Source organism: Sphingomonas sp. (genome assembly GCF_965248875.1).
GTDB lineage: Bacteria > Pseudomonadota > Alphaproteobacteria > Sphingomonadales > Sphingomonadaceae > Sphingomonas.
Genome location: NZ_CBDFKR010000011.1, coordinates 118,800 through 136,845 on the forward strand (window position 1 = coordinate 118,800; position 18,046 = coordinate 136,845).

At 60.4% G+C, this 18,046-nt stretch carries 18 protein-coding genes; 8 read left to right on the forward strand and 10 right to left on the reverse strand.

Translation table 11 applies throughout. The annotated features are described in order from the left end of the window. Position 1 precedes the first annotated feature (1 nt). Positions 2–916, forward strand: a complete 915-nt coding sequence (locus ACP2AD_RS07515; RefSeq protein WP_425229466.1) for an NAD-dependent epimerase/dehydratase family protein — start codon at positions 2–4, stop codon at positions 914–916. Here ACP2AD_RS07515 and ACP2AD_RS07520 read toward each other — a convergent pair. Then, positions 913–1,488, reverse strand: a complete 576-nt coding sequence (locus ACP2AD_RS07520) for a sugar transferase (protein ID WP_425229467.1) — start codon at positions 1,486–1,488, stop codon at positions 913–915. The genes ACP2AD_RS07515 and ACP2AD_RS07520 overlap by 4 nt on opposite strands. A gap of 212 nt (positions 1,489–1,700) precedes the next feature. Between ACP2AD_RS07520 and ACP2AD_RS07525 the strand changes: the two genes are divergently transcribed. The 5 genes from ACP2AD_RS07525 to ACP2AD_RS07545 are packed head-to-tail and all read left to right on the forward strand — an operon-like array spanning position 1,701 to position 6,616. Continuing rightward, entirely contained in the window at positions 1,701–2,339 is a 639-nt protein-coding gene (locus ACP2AD_RS07525) for an FkbM family methyltransferase (RefSeq protein ID WP_425229468.1), read from the forward strand. Next, positions 2,336–3,700 (forward strand): hypothetical protein, encoded by a 1,365-nt coding sequence (locus tag ACP2AD_RS07530; RefSeq protein ID WP_425229469.1) that lies wholly within the window; start codon positions 2,336–2,338, stop codon positions 3,698–3,700. Before ACP2AD_RS07525 ends, ACP2AD_RS07530 begins: the two co-directional genes overlap by 4 nt. Positions 3,701–3,712: 12 nt before the next feature. Beyond that, entirely contained in the window at positions 3,713–4,465 is a 753-nt protein-coding gene (locus tag ACP2AD_RS07535; RefSeq protein ID WP_425229470.1) for a glycosyltransferase family 2 protein, read from the forward strand. Between the two features lie 44 nt (positions 4,466–4,509). Then, on the forward strand, positions 4,510–5,799 hold the full coding sequence (locus ACP2AD_RS07540) for a lipopolysaccharide biosynthesis protein (protein ID WP_425231115.1): 1,290 nt from the start codon (positions 4,510–4,512) through the stop codon (positions 5,797–5,799). A 37-nt stretch (positions 5,800–5,836) separates the two neighbouring features. After that, entirely contained in the window at positions 5,837–6,616 is a 780-nt protein-coding gene (locus ACP2AD_RS07545) for an FkbM family methyltransferase (protein WP_425229471.1), read from the forward strand. Here ACP2AD_RS07545 and ACP2AD_RS07550 read toward each other — a convergent pair. The 9 genes from ACP2AD_RS07550 to wecB form a co-directional block, all read right to left on the reverse strand. Continuing rightward, positions 6,600–7,703 (reverse strand): glycosyltransferase, encoded by a 1,104-nt coding sequence (locus ACP2AD_RS07550; protein WP_425229472.1) that lies wholly within the window; start codon positions 7,701–7,703, stop codon positions 6,600–6,602. The two genes, ACP2AD_RS07545 and ACP2AD_RS07550, sit on opposite strands and share 17 nt — an antisense overlap. Beyond that, the gene (locus ACP2AD_RS07555; RefSeq protein ID WP_425229473.1) at positions 7,700–8,362 is read right to left on the reverse strand and encodes a hypothetical protein; all 663 of its coding nucleotides are present in this window, start codon (positions 8,360–8,362) and stop codon (positions 7,700–7,702) included. Before ACP2AD_RS07555 ends, ACP2AD_RS07550 begins: the two co-directional genes overlap by 4 nt. Beyond that, on the reverse strand, positions 8,353–9,102 hold the full coding sequence (locus ACP2AD_RS07560; RefSeq protein WP_425231116.1) for a glycosyltransferase: 750 nt from the start codon (positions 9,100–9,102) through the stop codon (positions 8,353–8,355). The genes ACP2AD_RS07555 and ACP2AD_RS07560 overlap by 10 nt, the downstream gene beginning before the upstream one ends. 5 nt (positions 9,103–9,107) lie before the next feature. Beyond that, entirely contained in the window at positions 9,108–10,049 is a 942-nt protein-coding gene (locus ACP2AD_RS07565) for a hypothetical protein (protein ID WP_425229474.1), read from the reverse strand. Positions 10,050–10,137: 88 nt separating this feature from the next. Further along, positions 10,138–12,117, reverse strand: coding sequence for a polysaccharide biosynthesis protein (locus ACP2AD_RS07570; protein ID WP_425229475.1), 1,980 nt, complete (start codon positions 12,115–12,117; stop codon positions 10,138–10,140). Between the two features lie 201 nt (positions 12,118–12,318). Then, positions 12,319–12,564, reverse strand: a complete 246-nt coding sequence (locus tag ACP2AD_RS07575) for a hypothetical protein (protein WP_425229476.1) — start codon at positions 12,562–12,564, stop codon at positions 12,319–12,321. Positions 12,565–12,694: 130 nt separating this feature from the next. Further along, complete coding sequence (locus ACP2AD_RS07580) at positions 12,695–13,450, reverse strand: metallophosphoesterase family protein (RefSeq protein WP_425229477.1); 756 nt, start codon at positions 13,448–13,450, stop codon at positions 12,695–12,697. Between the two features lie 49 nt (positions 13,451–13,499). Continuing rightward, positions 13,500–14,804 carry a UDP-N-acetyl-D-mannosamine dehydrogenase gene (wecC, locus tag ACP2AD_RS07585; protein ID WP_425229478.1) on the reverse strand — a complete coding sequence of 435 codons (1,305 nt, stop codon included), beginning with the start codon at positions 14,802–14,804 and terminating at the stop codon, positions 13,500–13,502. Beyond that, positions 14,788–15,924, reverse strand: a complete 1,137-nt coding sequence (gene wecB / locus ACP2AD_RS07590; RefSeq protein WP_425229479.1) for a non-hydrolyzing UDP-N-acetylglucosamine 2-epimerase — start codon at positions 15,922–15,924, stop codon at positions 14,788–14,790. The genes wecC and wecB overlap by 17 nt, the downstream gene beginning before the upstream one ends. Before the next feature lie 117 nt (positions 15,925–16,041). Between wecB and galU the strand changes: the two genes are divergently transcribed. Both galU and ACP2AD_RS07600 read left to right on the forward strand, forming a co-directional pair. Then, complete coding sequence (gene galU, locus ACP2AD_RS07595) at positions 16,042–16,911, forward strand: UTP--glucose-1-phosphate uridylyltransferase GalU (RefSeq protein ID WP_425229480.1); 870 nt, start codon at positions 16,042–16,044, stop codon at positions 16,909–16,911. Continuing rightward, positions 16,911–17,909: an NAD-dependent epimerase/dehydratase family protein gene (locus ACP2AD_RS07600; RefSeq protein ID WP_425229481.1), complete on the forward strand. Its 999-nt coding sequence runs from the start codon at positions 16,911–16,913 to the stop codon at positions 17,907–17,909. The genes galU and ACP2AD_RS07600 overlap by 1 nt, the downstream gene beginning before the upstream one ends. The last annotated feature ends 137 nt before the right edge of the window (positions 17,910–18,046 follow it).

Sequence of the window (18,046 nt, forward strand, 5' to 3'; positions counted from 1 at the left end):
CATGAAGGTTGCGATCACCGGCTCGACGGGTTTCGTCGGACGAACGCTGACGGAGCGGCTACGCGCGAGGGCGCATGTCGTAATTCCGCTAGTACGCCGTGCGACGGCGGATAAATGCGCGATCGTAATCGGTGATTTGGGGACCGAACCGCAGCCCGTGCAGATCCCACAAATCAACGCGATGATTCATCTCGCCGCCCTGACGCATAGCAAGTCCACACGACAAAACGGTTTGCTCCACCGGGTCAATGTTGGCGGCACGGCGCGTGCGCTGGAAATTGCCTGCCGTGCAGGTGCGTCTCGTTTTATTTACTTGAGCTCCATCAAGGTGAACGGAGAGCGGACCTTCGACCGACCTTTTAGGCCGGATGACTTGCCCGCGCCGGAAGACGACTACGCGCGCAGCAAGCTTGCCGCCGAGCACATGGTCCTTGCATCGTTGGCCGAGTCACCAATGACAGCCATTATCCTTCGCCCGCCACTTCTTTTCGGCAGCGGCCAAAAAGGCAATGTGGCTGCCTTAGCACGCTTGGTCAGTCGTGGTATTCCGCTACCATTCGCGTCAATCGCCAACCGCCGATCGCTCATGCATGTCGGCAACCTCGCCGATCTAATTGTGACGTTGCTGGAGCGTCCGTTGGGCGACACAAACGTGCTGCTTGCAGCGGACGATACGATCATCAGCACACCAGATCTCGTCCGAGCGATGGCCGCGGCGCAAGGCCGCTCGACAAGGCTGTTTCCTGTGCCCCTCCGCTTCATGCGTTTGGCAGCCCGCCTTATTGGCGCGAGAAAAGGGGCCTCCAGCATAATAGACAGCCTGGAAATTGACGACTCGATAACGCGGAACATGCTTGGCTGGTCGCCGCCAATGAAAGTCGATGAAGCGATAGCAGACGCTTTCAGCGTACGCTAGCCGCTGCCCCGCACCGCGTCCCCGCGCCCGCCGCCGAATGCGGTCAGCCTCAGCAGGGTAAGATCGCCACATGCCGACCAAGGTTGCAAATAGGTCGCATCCAAGGCCGCCAATAACTCGGGGGTCGACATGTCGATACCCCTAACCTGCGCCGGCCCGGTTATACCTGGTCGTAGGACATACACGCCAAGCTTCTCGCGCGCCTCGATCAGGGTAGTCTGCGAAGACAGACAAGGCCGGGGGCCGACGAAACTCATGGCTCCCGTAAAAACGTTGAGCAACTGTGGTAGTTCGTCGAGTTTCAATCGCCGCAGCCATTGCCCGCTTCGAGTGATCTGGCTCGCGGCGGTGAGGTGGGATGCGGCGGATACCGTGTCGGCGCGCATGGTACGCAGCTTGATCATACGGAACGGCTGCTGACCGCGACCGACCCTTTGTTGTGCGAACCACGGCGTCGTGCCGGTCTCGATCCAAATTAGCGGCATGACCAACAGGCATATGGCGACGGCCGCTGGCATCAGGGCGGTGCAAAGCAGCAGGTCAAACACACGTTTCACAGCGTCTGTCAGCATGAGACGATCGTCCGGTCAATGGCGGAATGCTTGCGCGCATGGTTACGCGGCTGTACCCGATAGGGGTGTTCGCGCCCGTGGCCGGACGGTCCGTCACTCACCCGCTCAGGTCCTGCATGTTTCGATCATCAGTAAAGTCGCAACTCAGACGTCTAGGCGTCGATGTTGGCAGGCTCTCGCCCCTCAGCAATTTCGGCCTGCAAGTTGCCCGCATGGTGATCGACGGCGGATACGACCTGGTTCTAGACGTTGGCGCTAACAACGGCCAATTCGGGAAAGAGCTTCGCGCATTCGGGTATCGGGATCGTATCGTGTCCTTTGAGCCATTGGCGATTGCCCACGCCCGGCTAACGTCCACCGCATGCAACGATGACAAGTGGATGGTCGCGCCCCGCGGTGCGCTGGGCGCCGCACGAGGCACGGCCAACATCTACATTTCGGGCCTGCAGGCATCGAGTTCGCTGCTCACGATGGCAGCCCGTCACCACGAGGCTGCGCCGGGATCTGCAACAATTGGCCAAGAGCATGTCGAGGTAGAGACGATTGACCGTCTCGGCCCTGCGCTCGCGCACGGGTGCTCCAAAGTCTTTCTCAAGATCGATACCCAGGGTTTCGAACTTGAAGTGTTGAAGGGTGCTGAGGATATGCTCAGTCGGATCGATTGCGTTCTTCTGGAGCTCTCACTTGTCGAGCTGTATGCCGGGCAACCTCTCTGGCGTGAGGTTAGTGCGTGGATAGAAGCCCGAGGCTTTACCATGACGGGACTCAACCAAGCATTCATTGATCCAACTAGTTTCAGAACGTTACAGATCGATGGAATATTTACTCGCGTGGATAACCAGCCTTCGTGACTACCGCAGACGATAGCAGCCTGAATAAGCCTGTCACGATTCGAGCAAGTTCGAAGACGGTGGCGTTGACGGCAGCGCCGCCGATTTTTTTGCCGACCGACGTGCGGGGTCTGCTTCTGTTGCTTGTACTTGCGCTTCTACCGTTTCAAGTCTGGGGAGTGGATGTAGGTACGTCCAAGTGGGATCTCGCAAATCTAGTGTTCGTAGCTTTCGTTGCCTCAATCGGGTTTGGAAATGGCCGTGCGCCGTTGTCCGGCTTCTTCAAGGCCTTTTTCGGGATTTATATCGTCATTCAAATTGTATCATTCTTTGCTCATGGTACGCCACCTGCCCGCTTTGCCTCTGGCTTTTTGTGGATGACATCTATCATCGTGCTGTTCGGTAGGCGAACGCAAGTCCCGCTCGACGCTAGTTTAGCGTACCGGGTCATCCTGGCCGGCGTCGTGCTCATGTGTACCGTACTGCTCTACCAGTTATTGTGGCTACGAATTGATCGTCCGGCGGGAACTATGGCAGAGCCTAGTCCTGCGGGACTGGTGGCACTCGCCGCGGGGGCGGGGCTGATTGTCTCCGCAAAATGGGCAACGCCGAGTGAGCGGTGGATCGGCTATGCCGCAGCGTTAGGGTTTACCTTTATCTCGTTTATTATCAAGACAACTCATATCATCTCCTTCGCAATCGCCCTTATAGTGGTTGGCATAGTCTCGCGCGCATTCACCTTGCGCACCTTAGCCATCGTCGCGCCGCTGCTCGGCGTACTGTACTGGTTCGTGACCAATGACGCTCACTACACAAGCCGCGTTGATGTTTATAACGCGTCATCGAACCTTTCGCTTCTATCCTGGTTACAGGGTTTCGATCAAATGGTTGCGTCATTACGGAGATACCCGGTGATTGGCGCTGGACTAGGCGGTACGGGCCAATTCGACTTTTACTCTTCGTATAGTGAGGAGCTATTCCGTGCCGGTATTGGCGACTTGAACCGGCTTGATGCCTACAGTGGCTTCTTTCGCCTCACGATTGAGCTTGGGCCCATCGTTGCTGGTATTATGCTGCTTGTCTTGGGGGGGAGGCTCGTTGAGATGTGGCACGCGACCGGGGATGGTCGACTTCCTCTTACTGAGGAATCCAAACATCAAGTGTTTCTCTTTACTTTTTCGGTAACGCTTCTTGCGGGTATTCTGCTTAAGGAGCCTACCTATTCTCGATCCCAGTTCGTTGTCTCGATGCTACTATTCTGCACGGTACCCCTTCGGGCGACGATAACTCTGCCTGGCTCAGTCGCTCGCCATTTTGGTATGATCGCAGCTAGGCCAGCCGGGCCTCAGGTCGACGGACCGCGCGAGCGAGTGGCGGTCTGACTGGATGCCAACATGATCAGCCTGTCGATTGTCAGCCACGGTCATGGCCGTCTTGTTTCTGAATTACTTGCGGACCTCGTCGAGATCGCGCGTGAGACACCGCTGGAGGTTATCCTTACAGTAAATGTACCCGACGGCACCGGGCCTTTGGGACTGCCGGCGGGCTTGAGCGGCCGCATTATAGAGAACGCCGTGCCGTTCGGATTTGGTCATAATCACAACAATGCCTTTCTGGCTGCAACTGGGGACCAGTTTTGCGTCCTTAATCCCGATTTGCGGATGACCACCAATCCCTTTCCGCCACTGCTCAATCACTTGCGCACGACCGGGGCAGCATTGGTCGCCCCCGCCGTATTCGCGCCAAATGGCAACGTCGAAGATAGTGCTCGCCACTTTCCAACACCATGGTCTCTTGTGCAACGGTACACGGCGGGAGACAGCGGCCGCTATTCGGTAGCAGCCGCCGGTACGCCTCTTGCAGTGGACTGGATTGCTGGCATGTTTATGCTGTTTTCCCGGGATGCCTTTATCAGCACGAATGGCTTCGACGAGCGGTTCTTTCTCTACTGTGAAGATGTTGACATCTGTGCGCGCCTTCGCTCTAGAGGCGGAGAGATTTACATCTGTCCTCAGGCCGCCGTAGTTCACGATGCCCGCCGCGAGAGCCGTAGAAGCTGGCGATACTTTCGTTGGCATATCGCCAGCTATCTGCGACTGTTTTGGCTGCACCCTCGCTGGCCCGCTGTACCTAAGACTTACCCGTGACTAAGCAAAGTAAGGTACAAGGCGGTGTGCTCCGTACAGGGCGGGTGGGCGGACAAAGCGTCTGGGCAGTCGCTGAATACATTGCCTACCCCCTAATGATGTTCGCAGCGACACCGTTTTTGTTACGGGGATTGGGATCGGCGCAATATGGACAGTATCTGCTGCTGCTAACCTTCAATGGTTTTGGCGGGATCGCAGGCCTTGGCATGGGCACGGCCGTGGTCAAGGAGGTTTCCGAAGCGCGCGGGCGCGGCGACGCCGAGGGTGCTGGGGCGGGAGTACGCAGCGGTCTTGCCGTCACTTTGGTGGCCACGGCGCTGCTCTGCATGGTATTACTGGCCGTCGGCGTCGTCCTCGGACCAAATCTGTTGAAGCGCATGGGGCCGCCTGATACCATTCGAATGCTGTTCGTAGGCGCGGCGACGCTGATCGCGCTGGAGCAGGTCGACTTGGTATTTGCGAGCACTCTGCGCGGCGCGGAACGTTTCGATCTTTCCGCCCGCATTGAGCTAGCCAGCAAGTCGGCGATTGTCGCTACGGCGGTTGCTGCAGCGTGGGTCTGGTCCAGCCTTTCGTCGGTTGTTGTGACCACGGTCACGCTGACGGCAGTGCGCTGTCTCGCGAAAGGGATCATTGCCACGAAGTTTCTGCGTCAAGGCTGGTTGATCCCGCGGTGGGACCCGCCCGTGGTGCGGCGGATATTCAGCTTTGGTGTCTGGACCTGGGGTCAAGCCGTTGGTTCCGCACTGTTCGGCATGGCAGACAGGCTGCTGATCGGCGGGATGCTGGGCGCCGACCCACTTGCCCGCTACAGCGTCTGCCTACAGCTCGCCCAACAGATCACCGCCGTTCCTGCGGCTGCAGCGCAGGTGCTGCTCCCCAAGGTTAGCAGGGCGGACGCCGAAGGAAGCGACACAATCGGCGGCATGGCTGCAAAGGCGATGCTCATTCTGACCACGGCCGCGGGCATCGCGGCGCTTTGCCTCATCATATTCGGCCATTGGATCTTGTGGCTGTGGGTGGGCGGGGACTTCGCGGCTACCGGGACGCCGATCCTAACCGTGCTGGCAATTGCATTCGCTGTACTCGCCATTAACAACGTGCCGCACTTCGTTCTCCTCGGTTTGCGGCGATCTCGAACCGTCGCGCTCGTCAATATATCTGCAGGGATCATCGGCCTTCTGGTCACCTGGGTGGCGATCCGGCACTGGGGCTTGTCGGCCGCGGCTTTCGGCCGGCTGGCCTACGCGATCGTGATCTGTTTACTGGCACGTCAGATGTTCAGCGAACTGCGTGCTCGCGGGTCTTCCTCTCCAACTTTCGGTGAACAGTAGCATGCGTCTTGCCAAGCGGTTGGCTAATGGAGTGAGGATGCGGTGGTCGATCGTGCGGGTGCCGCGCGGCCGTCGGTCTATCCGTCTCGTACGCACAGGGGCTGGAGAAATGCTCGTATTCGCGAATGAGGATGTCGGCCGGCTTATCTGGCTAAATGGCGTCTTTGAGGCCTCGGAAAGTATTTTCCTTGAACGAGAGATCAGGCTTGGTGACATCTGTATCGATGTTGGCGGAAATATTGGTTATTTTTCTCTCCTGATGGCCCGGTGCGCTCGTAAGGGGCATGTTCACACCTTTGAGCCGATCCCACTCAACGTAGCGATGATCCATCTTAACACAGAGTTGAGTGGACTACACAACATCACAATCAATCAGCTCGCGCTGAGTGATGAAGACGGGATTGTCGCATTCAGTATCTCTGTTGATTCTGCCTACTCGTCGATGCGTGCAACGGGGACTTTCAGTGAGGCTCAGGCAATCGCCGTCCGAGCGGTCCGGCTGGACCAATACCTTGCCACTCAGCAAATCGAGCGGATAGACATCGTTAAAATCGATGTTGAGGGCGCTGAGGAGAAGGTATTGCGAGGCGGCGAGGCGCTGTTCCGTGACCCATCGCGCAGACCTCGATTGATGATGCTGGAACTCTACGACGCTAACCTCGCCTCGTATGATACCACGGTCGCGCAGATTGTCGAAACGATGCAAAACTGGGGCTATGCTCCTCATACAGTGATGGAGGACGGTTCAGCTCTTGTCCCGTTAGATCCGGCAAAGATCAACGCTACGTACAACATCTTCTTTACTCCGTCATGCTGACGGCTTCCGGCACTAGCATCTTCCATAGGGCGGTCCAGTCGGGCGCGTACGGTGCCGCCGGTACGTCGTATTGAGCTGGGCCCCAGCCGGGTGATCCCTCTGACGCCGCAACAATGGCTCGGGCCCATGCTGAAGCGTTGGTCGGGTCGGTGAATTGCACCCGGTCATGATTGCCGACCGCTTCACGAGCGTATGGAGCTTCGGCTACGATCATCGGCTTGCCGGCCTGCTTTGCTTCGGTGATCGGCAGTCCCCAGGTTTCTAGCCGTGACGGAAAGACAAGGGCACCGCAATCGGCATAGTGGCGTGCCATCGCCACCCGATCCTGCCGGCCAACGAAAGATATACCAGCAACGCCTTTATACCTTCTGTACAACCAGCGAGCATAGCGGTTTTCGGTCCCGACGATCGTAATGCGAAGCTCGACACTGCGGGTCAGGGTGGGCGGCATGAGCGCCATCGCCTCACACAAAACCTCTACATTCTTGAAGCCGCGCGGAACGGTAGGATAGAAAAGGATCAGCTTACCCGATGGCGCTGCTTTGTCCGACGCGCGGTGAAGGTCTGCGACTCCGGGGTGCGCGACGATGACATTGGCAGCTCGGTAGCGCCGTTCGAACGCGCTTCGGAGCCACTGTTGCTGCACCACGACCGAACGGTTACTCCCGATATTGAAGCGATAGAATAACCCGTAAAGAAAGCGAAAGGCCAACAATGTGGGGTCGAGCCAGACGTCCCGGAGTGTCGGCCGAAAAAAGGGAACAGGGTTATGGCAATATACGGCCTGAGGCACATCATCGAGTAGTGGAGTGACATCATGGAGCGAAAACCAGAAATCGGGGCGTATCTGCCGCGCCAGCTTCCGGAAGTAGTGATATTCTAGATATACCCGTCTAAACCAAGAAGACTTGGCTCGTCGAAACTCGATCGTGCGGACGCCCTTAATTGCCACAAGGTCAGCGCTATGTACGAGCGCGATCAACTCGACCTCTGATCCGAACAGCTGGCGCCCGGCGGCCAGACATTCCCGCAGTACCGTCAGCGGACCGCCTTCCGTGAAGTTGACCGCCGATACGACGATTTTCACGCGGTCAGCACTTTTTGCCAGCGGCCAGTCACCGGATCAAAGCGGCGGAGCATCCGCGCTGGATTGCCCGCTACGACGCAGCCTGCGGGAACATCGTGCGTGACTACCGCACCACCGCCGATGATCGAGCCTTCGCCGATCGTGATACCGGGCAGGATCAGTGCAGCCTCTCCGATCCACACCCTAGCGCCGATCACAACCGGGCGCGCGTTGAGCGGCCGTTTAGCGGGCGGAACAGCGGGCCCGTTCGTTAAAGTGTCTCCGTCCAAGTCGCCGTGGTTGTGATCGCTAATAAACACTCGACTGGCAATCAGTACGTCATTTCCGATCACGATCCGTTTGATGGCGGCGATGTGGACGTGATCGTTGATCTCGACATTGTCACCAATCGTGATCAGGATGCCGGCATCGGCTGTACCGAATGCATCCAGCCGCAGTCCTATGCCGACTGTCAATTCACGCCCCAGGCGAACATGCCGGCGTCCCCGAACCGTGCATGGGTAGCGGACAATTCGAGACCCCGGATACATCAGACGGGTCAGCAGCAGGTCGCGCGTGAGCCGTACCACACCAAGCAATCCGTAAGTTCGCCACGTGCGCCGCAGTTGGCCTTCTGCTTCAGCGTCTTCCTGGTTACCACGCGACATTATCACCGCCATCTGCTCATATAATAGGCTGTCGCCGCGCGAGCAAATTGCGCATAATTGCTCCACCGGCTGGCAAGTCCATGTCGCCTACGAACTTGATAGGTCTCCCTGATCGGCATGAGTGACCGTGAGCTGATCCCGCCGACTAGATAATTACTGACGATTGCGTCAAGAAAGTCGAAACGTACTCGTGATCCTATCCTGACCAGAAAATCGTAATCACCCGAGCTGCGATATCGTTCATCGAAATTCCCGTAAGAGTTGAAGACTTCCCGCCGATATAGTAAGCCAGAGTGATTAACTGTAAAATGACGACAGAACTCCTCCATACGAAAGGGCTTTCCGCCGATCACATGATGCGTCGGGCTATAAATGTTGCGAGATCGAGACGAGACGATATCTACTGGCGGATCTTCCACTATGTGCGTGATCAGCTTAGTAAGGGCATACTCGCAAAAAGTATCCCCAGCACCGAAAAAGGTCAGCCAAGGGGTTCTAACTAATTTAAGGGCTTTGTTCCAAGCGTTGTATATGCCGCTATCATAGCCTGTACAGAACTCAATCGAAACCCTATCTTCATACTTGTGGACGATATCGATGGGCGCATCAAGCGAATTAGAGTCGATGATGAGTACAAGCGTACGCTCAACGGACTCCTGGCCTACCATCGAGGCCAAAGTATTATTTAAAGCCTTGGCATCGTTGCGAAGGGCGATCACGACGGTAATTAATGGGCCTGGTGGCTCGACCATACCCGTCACGACGTTTGACCACCGAGCATAGAATAGCGTGCAGGCCGCGTGATCAGGTACTTAATGACGAAGCGTAGCACGCGATATAAACTGATCCGCCATACATCTCGGGCGATCATCTGATCGTAAGTGTTGGAAAGGGCGATTGGCTGCGCCAGATCGAGCGCCATCCTAGTTGCGGTCACGACCCCGACATTAGCCGGTACGCGGCGCATATGCGTTCCCTCCTCGTCAAATCCGACATTTTGTGCTAGATTATGCGAAGGGATCAAAGCAAAAGCGCTTTTGGCCCAAGCCAGAAAGTAAAGCTGAAAATCCCAAGAGTCGACTCGTCGTGTCCGCATCAGCTGAAGCAGTATTAAAAAGTAAAGGCGTGTAGTGACGGAAGGAAAGGTATCAGATAACACACGCCAGATTGCCTTCGTGGAATGACCATCTAATGTCAAAGAATATCCTGCCCATCGATCCCGCCAACTAGCCCATCCCCAGATATTGGGGAACCTTGTTAAGAACAATGTAGAATAGCTAGAGTTAAGGTTTACTAGCGGACCGCTTGAGATGCAGAATATCTCGGAGTGATCACGATAGCGATCTAATCCGTCATTACAAAAACTTAGAAACTCTGAAGTAATATCGATGTCATCCTCGATGATGATCAGCGTCTCGCGTTGGGCAAATGCCCAAGTGATCGCACCTGCCACATTGGCTCCACAGCCCAGATTAACATCAGAGAACCGTGTCTGAACCCGATGCCGGGCGGCGAGCTCCGCGATAATTGCACGCACCGCATCGCATTTGCCACGTTCCGCTGCATTCCTTGGCCCATCTGCGGCAACTAGGATGTCCAGTCCACTCCACTCCATCAGCCGATCGACCAGCGCCCGCGTTTTTTGTGGCCGGTTGAAGACAATTAGCAATATCGGAGCGGAGTGAAAGTTGCCGATCATGGGTTAACGTGTCTCTCGGCCGATGGTAAAGCTCGGGGTGCGCTTGCACAGCGCATTGGCTATGACAAGGTTTGTAGGGCGTCGTGAGCTATCCGCCCGGTCGCCGATCAGAACGGGCATCAGACATCGCAGCCGAACGTTGGCGCGCGACCCAATCGACCAGTTCAGATGTTTGGCTGTATTCAGGAACGGCCGCCCTGAGCAACGCGCGAACTCGTGCGGCGTCACCCTGCTCAAGTGCGGTTGAGATAGACTGGAGCATTAGCGAAAGCTCGCCCCACGGCAGCATACGCTCGCGCGCGCGCATTATACGGGCATGGCTGGTGGCGGTCACGTCGCCGCCGATCAGCAGTTCCTCAAACAGCTTCTCGCCCGGCCGCAGTCCCACGACCCGTATAGCAATGTCGCCGTCCAAATTCGCGTCATCTCGAAGCGACAAGCCGCTGAGTTCGATCATATTGCGCGCCAAGTCATAAATGCGCACGGGCTCACCCATGTCTAGCACAAAAACGTCGCCGCCACCGCCCATGGCGCCTGCTTGGATGACGAGCTGCGCCGCTTCAGGAATTGTCATGAAATAGCGCGTAATCTCACGATCGGTAATCGTGATCGGGCCGCCGGTAGCGATCTGTTGCCGGAATAGCGGTACGACTGAACCGCTGGAGCCTAAAACGTTACCAAAGCGGACGATCGAGAGGCAGGTATCACAACCCTCGGCATGTAGGGCTTGCAGCACCATCTCGGCTAGTCGTTTGCTTGTGCCCATTATGTTTGTCGGGCGTACCGCCTTATCCGTACTGATAAGGACAAAATTGGCGACTGCGTACTCGATCGCGAGCGATGCAGTGACCAGGGTGCCGAGGACGTTGTTACGCACCCCCTCCACGGTATTATGTTCGACCAGCGGCACATGCTTGTAAGCCGCGGCATGATAGATCGTATCGGGACGCCATGTCCCAATTATCTCGCGCATTCGCCGCTCATCCTGAACCGATGCCAGGAGCGGCAGGGCAACCGGCACCACTGAAGAGTTGCTTCCGGAAAAGCGGATGAGCTCTTGATGGATCAGATAAAGACTGTGCTCACTCAGGTCAACAAGTAGAAGCAACGCTGGATCGGCTAGGATTATCTGCCGGCATAACTCACTTCCGATCGAACCGCCCGCACCTGTTACTAGGACTACTTTACCTGTGATATTCCTTTGCAATAGCGTGAGATCAGGAGCTACCGGTTCACGACCGAGTAAATCCTCAATCTCTAATTCCTTTAGATCTGCGATCGAAACGCTTCCGCGGGCTAGGTCCAGTACCGCGGGCAAGGTCTGAATATGCAGTTGTAAGTGCCGTAGTGCGGCAACAATTGCGTTCCGGCGACCCTTCGTTGCAGATGGCACTGCAAGCAAAACGTCCGTCAAACCCCATCGGTTGGCGATTGTATCCAGCTTTGCCGGGTTCCAGATACGCACGCCATTTAATGTCGCCCCCCATAACCGCTGATCATCGTCCAGGAACCCGATCAACTTCATGCCGCGTGATGCGATGATCGCGCTGGCGAGCTGACGCCCTGCTGAGCCCGCACCATAGATCATCACCCGCGGCTTGTTATCGCGACGGTTGCGATCTGCTGTCGCGCCGTTAAGCCACACCCGTACTCCAACTCGCGACGCGCAAAGCATCACGAGCAATAATAGGGGCTGAATCAGACCTACCGTTCGCGGGACGCCCGCCACCCCGATGAAGGTGTATAACCAGCAGAACAGCGCACCGTAGATGCTCACTGCCCAGCCGATGCTGTGTATCGCGGCAAGCTCTGCGTAACGGAATATGGCGCGATATAGGCCAACAACCGCAAAAACCGGAACGGCAAGCGACACGGAAACGAGGATCGGCCAAGCAGGGCCAGCAGTTACCGCCGGCCAATAACCGAGCCTCAGATAATAAGCGAACCACACGCTGAATGCACAAAGCAAGACGTCGAACGCAATCGCGACCGACCGCTTTTGCCATCTGTCGAGCCGGAGCAATCGTTGGCTCAATCGCGCGCTGGCACCCCTCAAGCGCTGCTGCATAATGATGCGGACTCCAGCCCAACGTACCCGGCTGGCAAGCCTATGTCACGGGCAAGCGGAGGAAGCCAGCGCGATGAATGCCTGCCCCCCGCCGTCGCAGACGAACGGCAACACCAGCCGTCGCAACCTGCACCTATGGTCATTCGAGGCAAAAAAATAGCGGCCCGCGGGCCGCTATTTCCATCAACGGTGCACCAGAACCTACGGGCTCTTGGGCGTGTTGTCCTCGCCGGCGACGATCACAATGCCGAGGATCACGGCGACCGCCGCGGCGATGGCGATGAAGCTGCCGCCACCATCAAGGTTGCTGCGACGCGCCGACGGCGACCCGGCACGCGCCGACTTCGTCACCGACAGGCCAGCGGCCGGATTGGCAGGCGCTGCGACCGCCGGAGCAACCGCCATCGTGGCGGCAGCGGCGGCCATGAGATACTTCCCAAGACGCATGTCGTACTCCCTTTTGAACTCTCACGCGGGTCATGCCATGCCCGCTTGGTGATGACAACCCCGATAACCCGCGGGAATACGGTTGTATCCGCGTTTCGCGGTGACGTGCGGCAATAAGGCGACACGCAGTTTAACTCTGCAGGACCCAGCGTTCCTGCCCCTCCAGCGCGAGCGCAGTCAGTACCCCTGATTGGTACGCGCCGGTGTCGATGCCGATACGATGGGGGCGGATTTCGACCTCGGGCGCGATCGTGTGGCCATGCACGATCGTTCGCTCCAGCGGCCGGTCATGATCGAGGAAGCGCGCCCTGATCCAGCGCAGATCCTCCGGCCGCTGCCGGTCAAGCGGAAGGTCCGGCGCAACCCCGGCATGGACGAACAGATAGTCGCCGATCGCGACCATATCCTCGCAACCGGCGAGAAACGAGCGATGCGCGGCGGGTACCAGCCGCTGCAGCGCTTCGGCGAGCTCGCCATAATCGGCGCGCTCATAGGCAAGCGCGGTCATGCCGTAGGAGAGCGCCGTCTCATGACCACCGATCCGGCAGAACAGACGCAGGGCTTTTTCATCGCCGGACAGTGCGCCGATGAAGACCTCTTCGTGATTGCCGAGCAGGCAGTGTACGTCGGCCCGATCGGACGTTAGCTGCACTACCCGCTCCACCACCCGCGCCGAGTCAGGACCGCGATCGACGAGGTCGCCCAGAAACACCAGCGTCGTGTCCGCCGGCCCGCGCGCCGCGTCGTCGGCGTCGATCTGCGCGAGCAGCCGGTCGAGTTCGGCGAGGCAGCCGTGCACGTCGCCGATCGCATAGACGCGCTGGCCCGCGGGTATGGCGGAGCCGGGCGCAAGCGACCGGCGCGATCGTAGAAACTTACCGATCATGAAGAGCGGCGCACATAGGCGGCGCCCCCCGGTCCCGCAACCCGCGCGGTCAGCTCGCCAGGCGCAGCGGGACCGGGGCGAGCGGACGCGGCTGATCGGGCCAGATGCCGCGAGTGTCGAGCACGGCGGCCTGTGCGCGCTCCTCCAGCGGCACCGAGCGGAACAGGTCGTGGTCGACCAGAACCACCATCGCCGCGCATGTCGCCAGCGCCGTGTCGAGGTCGATCAGCGCCGCACCGGTGCCGGCAAAGGCCGCGGGCAGGGCAGCGGCATAAGGCTCGACCACCTTGACCCGGGCGCCGAACCGCCGCGCCAAGGCGAGCGTGACGGCGAGGGCGGGACTCTCGCGGAAATCGTCGATGTTGGCCTTGAAAGCGAGACCCAGACAGGCAACCGGTGCGCCGGGCTGTGCGTCGATCAGCCTGGTGGCCTCGGCGATGACATGCTCGACTTTGCTGTCGTTCACTTCGCGAGCGGTCCGGATCAGCGGTGTGCAATCGGGCGCGGCGGCGACCAGGAACCACGGGTCGACCGCGATGCAATGGCCGCCGACCCCCGGTCCGGGCTGCAGGATCGAGACGCGCGGATGGCGGTTGGCAAGGCGGATCACCTCCCAAACATCGACCCCCATCGCATCGGCGACCAGACTCAGCTCGTTGGCGAACGCGATGTTGACGTCACGGAAGGCGTTTTCGGCCAGCTTGGTCATTTCCGCCGCCTTGGCCGTCGTCGTGACGCAGGCGCCGCGGACGAAGCGGCGGTAGAAGGCGAGCGCCTTGCGCGCGCAGCGCGGGGTGATCCCGCCGATGACGCGATCGTTGGCGATCAGCTCGTGGAGGATGCGTCCAGGCAGCACGCGCTCCGGACAATAGGCGATAGCTACATCGGCCCAACCTTCATTGGCGCCGCTGCGACCGGGCATGGTCAGGTCGGGGCGTAGCTGGGCGAAGAGGTCGCGGACCTGCTCGGTGGTGCCGACCGGCGAGGTCGATTCGAGGATTACCGTGTCGCCGCGCTTCAGCACTGCCGCGACCGTGGTCGCCGCCTTGAGCACATAGCCGATATCCGGCTGGTGATCGTCGGCAAACGGAGTGGGCACCGCGATCAGGAAGATGTCGGCGGGCGCGATCGCGGTCGACGCGCGCAGCGTGCCGCGCGCGACGACGCCGGAGACCAGCGCGTCTAGATCGACCTCTTCGATGTGCACCTTGCCCGAATTGACGGTGTCGACGACGTGCGGCGTCACGTCGACGCCCAGCACCTGCGCGCCGGTGCGTGCGATCACCGCCGCGGTGGGGAGGCCGATATAGCCCAGCCCCAGGACGCAGACGGAAAGGTCAGTGTCGGCAAGCATCCGCGATCAGCTCCGCAATCCGTGCCGCGGCATGGCCGTCGCCGAACGGGTTGTGGGCGCGAGCCATGGCGGCATAGGCGCCGCTATCGTCGAGAAGGTTGAAGACTTCGTGGACGATTCGGTCCTCGTCGGTCCCGACCAATCTGGCGGTGCCGGCCGCGACGCCCTCCGGGCGCTCCGTGGTCTCGCGCATCACCAGCACCGGCTTGCCGAGCGCCGGCGCCTCCTCCTGCACGCCGCCCGAATCGGACAGGACCAAGTCGCAGGCGGCGAGCGCGCGGACGAAGTGGGGGTAGTCGAGCGGCGCGGTGCGGATGATCTCCGGCCGCCCACCTTCCTTGGCGCCGATGATCGCGTCCATCACCGGCCCGACCTGCGGATTGGGGTGGACGGGAAAGAGCAGCGCCGTGTCGCCGCGATCGGCGATCCGGACCAGCGCGCGCGCGATCGCCGCCATGCCGTCGCCGAAGTTCTCGCGGCGGTGGGTGGTGACCAGCACCAGCCGCTTGCCAGTGAGCGGCGCGAGGACATCGTCCAGTCCTCCCGCCAGGTCAGGGTCCGCCGCGACCCGCGCCCGCGTCCACTGCAGCGCGTCGACCACCGTGTTGCCGGTGACGTGGATCGTATCGGGAGCGATGTTCTCGCGCTTCAGCGCCGCGGCCGCCGTGCCGGTCGGCGCGAAGTGCAGCGCCGCGATCGGCGCTACGATGCGGCGGTTCACCTCCTCCGGCCAGGGATGGTAGATATCGCCCGAACGCAGCCCCGCCTCGACATGCGCCACCGGCACCTGGCGATAATAGGCCGCCAGCGCGCCTGCCATCGCGGTGGCGGTGTCGCCCTGGACGACCACCCAATCGGGCCGTTCGCGATCCATCACCTCGCCAAGTCCGGTCAGCAGCCGCGCAGTGAGCCGGTCGAGCGTCTGCCCCGGCTCCATCAGATCGAGATCGATGTCGGGCGTCAGGTCGGCGATCGACAGCACCTGATCGAGCAGCCCGCGATGCTGTGCGGTGACGCACGTCCGCACGCGCAGCCCGGGCGTCGAGCCAAGCGCGCGGATGACAGGAAACAGTTTGATCGCCTCGGGACGGGTGCCGAAGATGACGAGGATAGTGCTCATGGGGCCTTCCCTAGCGCCGTCCGCTTAAAGCGCCCTTTACCGGCTTGCCGCATGTGGTTTGCGACGATCCGCACCCGCCGCTAGGCGCGGGCGTATACGAACAAGCGAGGACCGGCAGTGACGTTCAAGCGAGTGCGCAAGGCCGTGTTTCCGGTGGCGGGGCTGGGGACCCGTTTCCTCCCCGCGACCAAATCGATGCCCAAGGAGATGCTGACCGTCGTCGACAAGCCGCTGATCCAGTACGCGGTCGAAGAGGCGCTGGAGGCTGGCGTCGAGCAGATCATCTTCGTCACCGGCCGTGGCAAGGGCGCGCTGGAGGACCATTTCGATGTCTCTTACGAGCTGGAGGACACGATGCGCGGCCGCGGCAAGAGCCTGGCCGCCATCGAGGGTATCCGGCAGAAGCCGGGCTCGCCCGTCTACATTCGCCAGCAGGAGCCGCTCGGGCTGGGGCACGCTGTCTGGTGCGCGCGCGAGATCGTCGGCGACGAGCCGTTCGCGGTATTGCTGCCCGACGAGTTGATGGTCGGCGCGCCCGGTTTCCTGGCGCAGATGGTGAAGGCTTACGAACGAGTCGGCGGCAATCTGATCGGCGCGCTGGAGGTGCCGCCCGAGGACACCGACAAATACGGCATCATCACGCCCGGCGGGATCGACGGTCCGCTGACCGAGGTGCTGGAGGTGATCGAGAAACCGGCGAAGGGGACGGCGAAATCCAATCTGATGACGCCCGGCCGCTACATCCTCCAGCCCGAGGTGATGCGCATCCTCGACAACCCGGTAAAGGGCGCTGGCGGGGAGATCCAGCTGACGGACGCGATGGCGCAGCTGATCGGGAAGCAGCCCTTTCACGGCTACACCTTCTCAGGCGACCGCTACGACTGCGGCGATAAGGCGGGGTTCATCCAGGCGAACCTGGCACTGGCGCTGGCGCGTCCGGACATCGGTCCGGCGGTGCGCGGGTTCGCGGAACGGCTGCTCGGCTGATGGCGGTACTCGTCACGGGGGCGGCGGGGTTCATCGGCGCGCATGTCGCCGCCGCGCTCCATGCCCGCGGCGACGAGGTGATCGGGCTCGACAATCTCAATGATTACTATCCGCCACAGCTCAAGCGCGACCGGCTGGCGGCACTCGCGCCGGACATTCGCTTCGTGGAGGCGGACTTCGCGGACGAGGCGACTCTGGCGGCGGCGGTGGCTGGAATGGACATCGACCGCATCGTTCATCTCGGCGCGCAGGCGGGGGTGCGCTATTCGCTGGAAAACCCGCGGGCCTATGCGCGCGCCAATCTGCTCGGCCACCTCAATGTGCTGGAGCTGGCGCGGGAGCGGGGGGTGCGGCACCTCGCTTATGCTTCGTCGTCCTCGGTCTATGGCGGCAACGAATCGCTGCCGTTCCGGGTCGAGGACCGGGTCGACCATCCCGTCTCGCTATATGCCGCAACCAAGAAGGCGGACGAGCTGATGAGCGAATCCTACGCGCACCTGTTCCGCCTGCCGCAGACAGGGCTGCGCTTCTTCACCGTCTATGGGCCGTGGGGGCGCCCCGACATGGCCCCGTGGCTGTTCACCGCCGCCATTATTGCGGGGCGGCCGATCAAGGTCTTCAACCAAGGCCGGATGCAGCGCGATTTCACTTACATTGACGATATCGTCGCCGGTGTGCTGGCAGCACTCGACCGGCCGCCGGCGGACGACGGCGCCACCAAGCCGGGCGGGGGCACGGCACCGCACGCGATCTACAATCTGGGCAACAACCGCGCCGAACCGCTCGACCGCTTCATCGCGGTGATCGAGCAGGCATGCGGGCGTTCTGCGATCCGTGACCTGCAGCCGATGCAGCCGGGCGACGTGCCCGCGACCTATGCCGACATCGGCGAGACGACGCGCGATCTCGGCTGGAAGCCTGCAACGCCGCTGGCGGAGGGACTGCCGCGGTTCGTCGAGTGGTACGGGCGCTACACAAGCGGCGTTGCAACGGCCTGAAAGTTGTCGAAGTTGCTGCGAATCGCGTCGTTTCGCGTTAGCGGCGGTTGTCGATTGGCAGAGTAAATGGTCGGTCCGCTGTCACCCTGCCCGAATGGACGCAAGGCGCGGCTGTAGGACAGCAAAATCCACGCGCT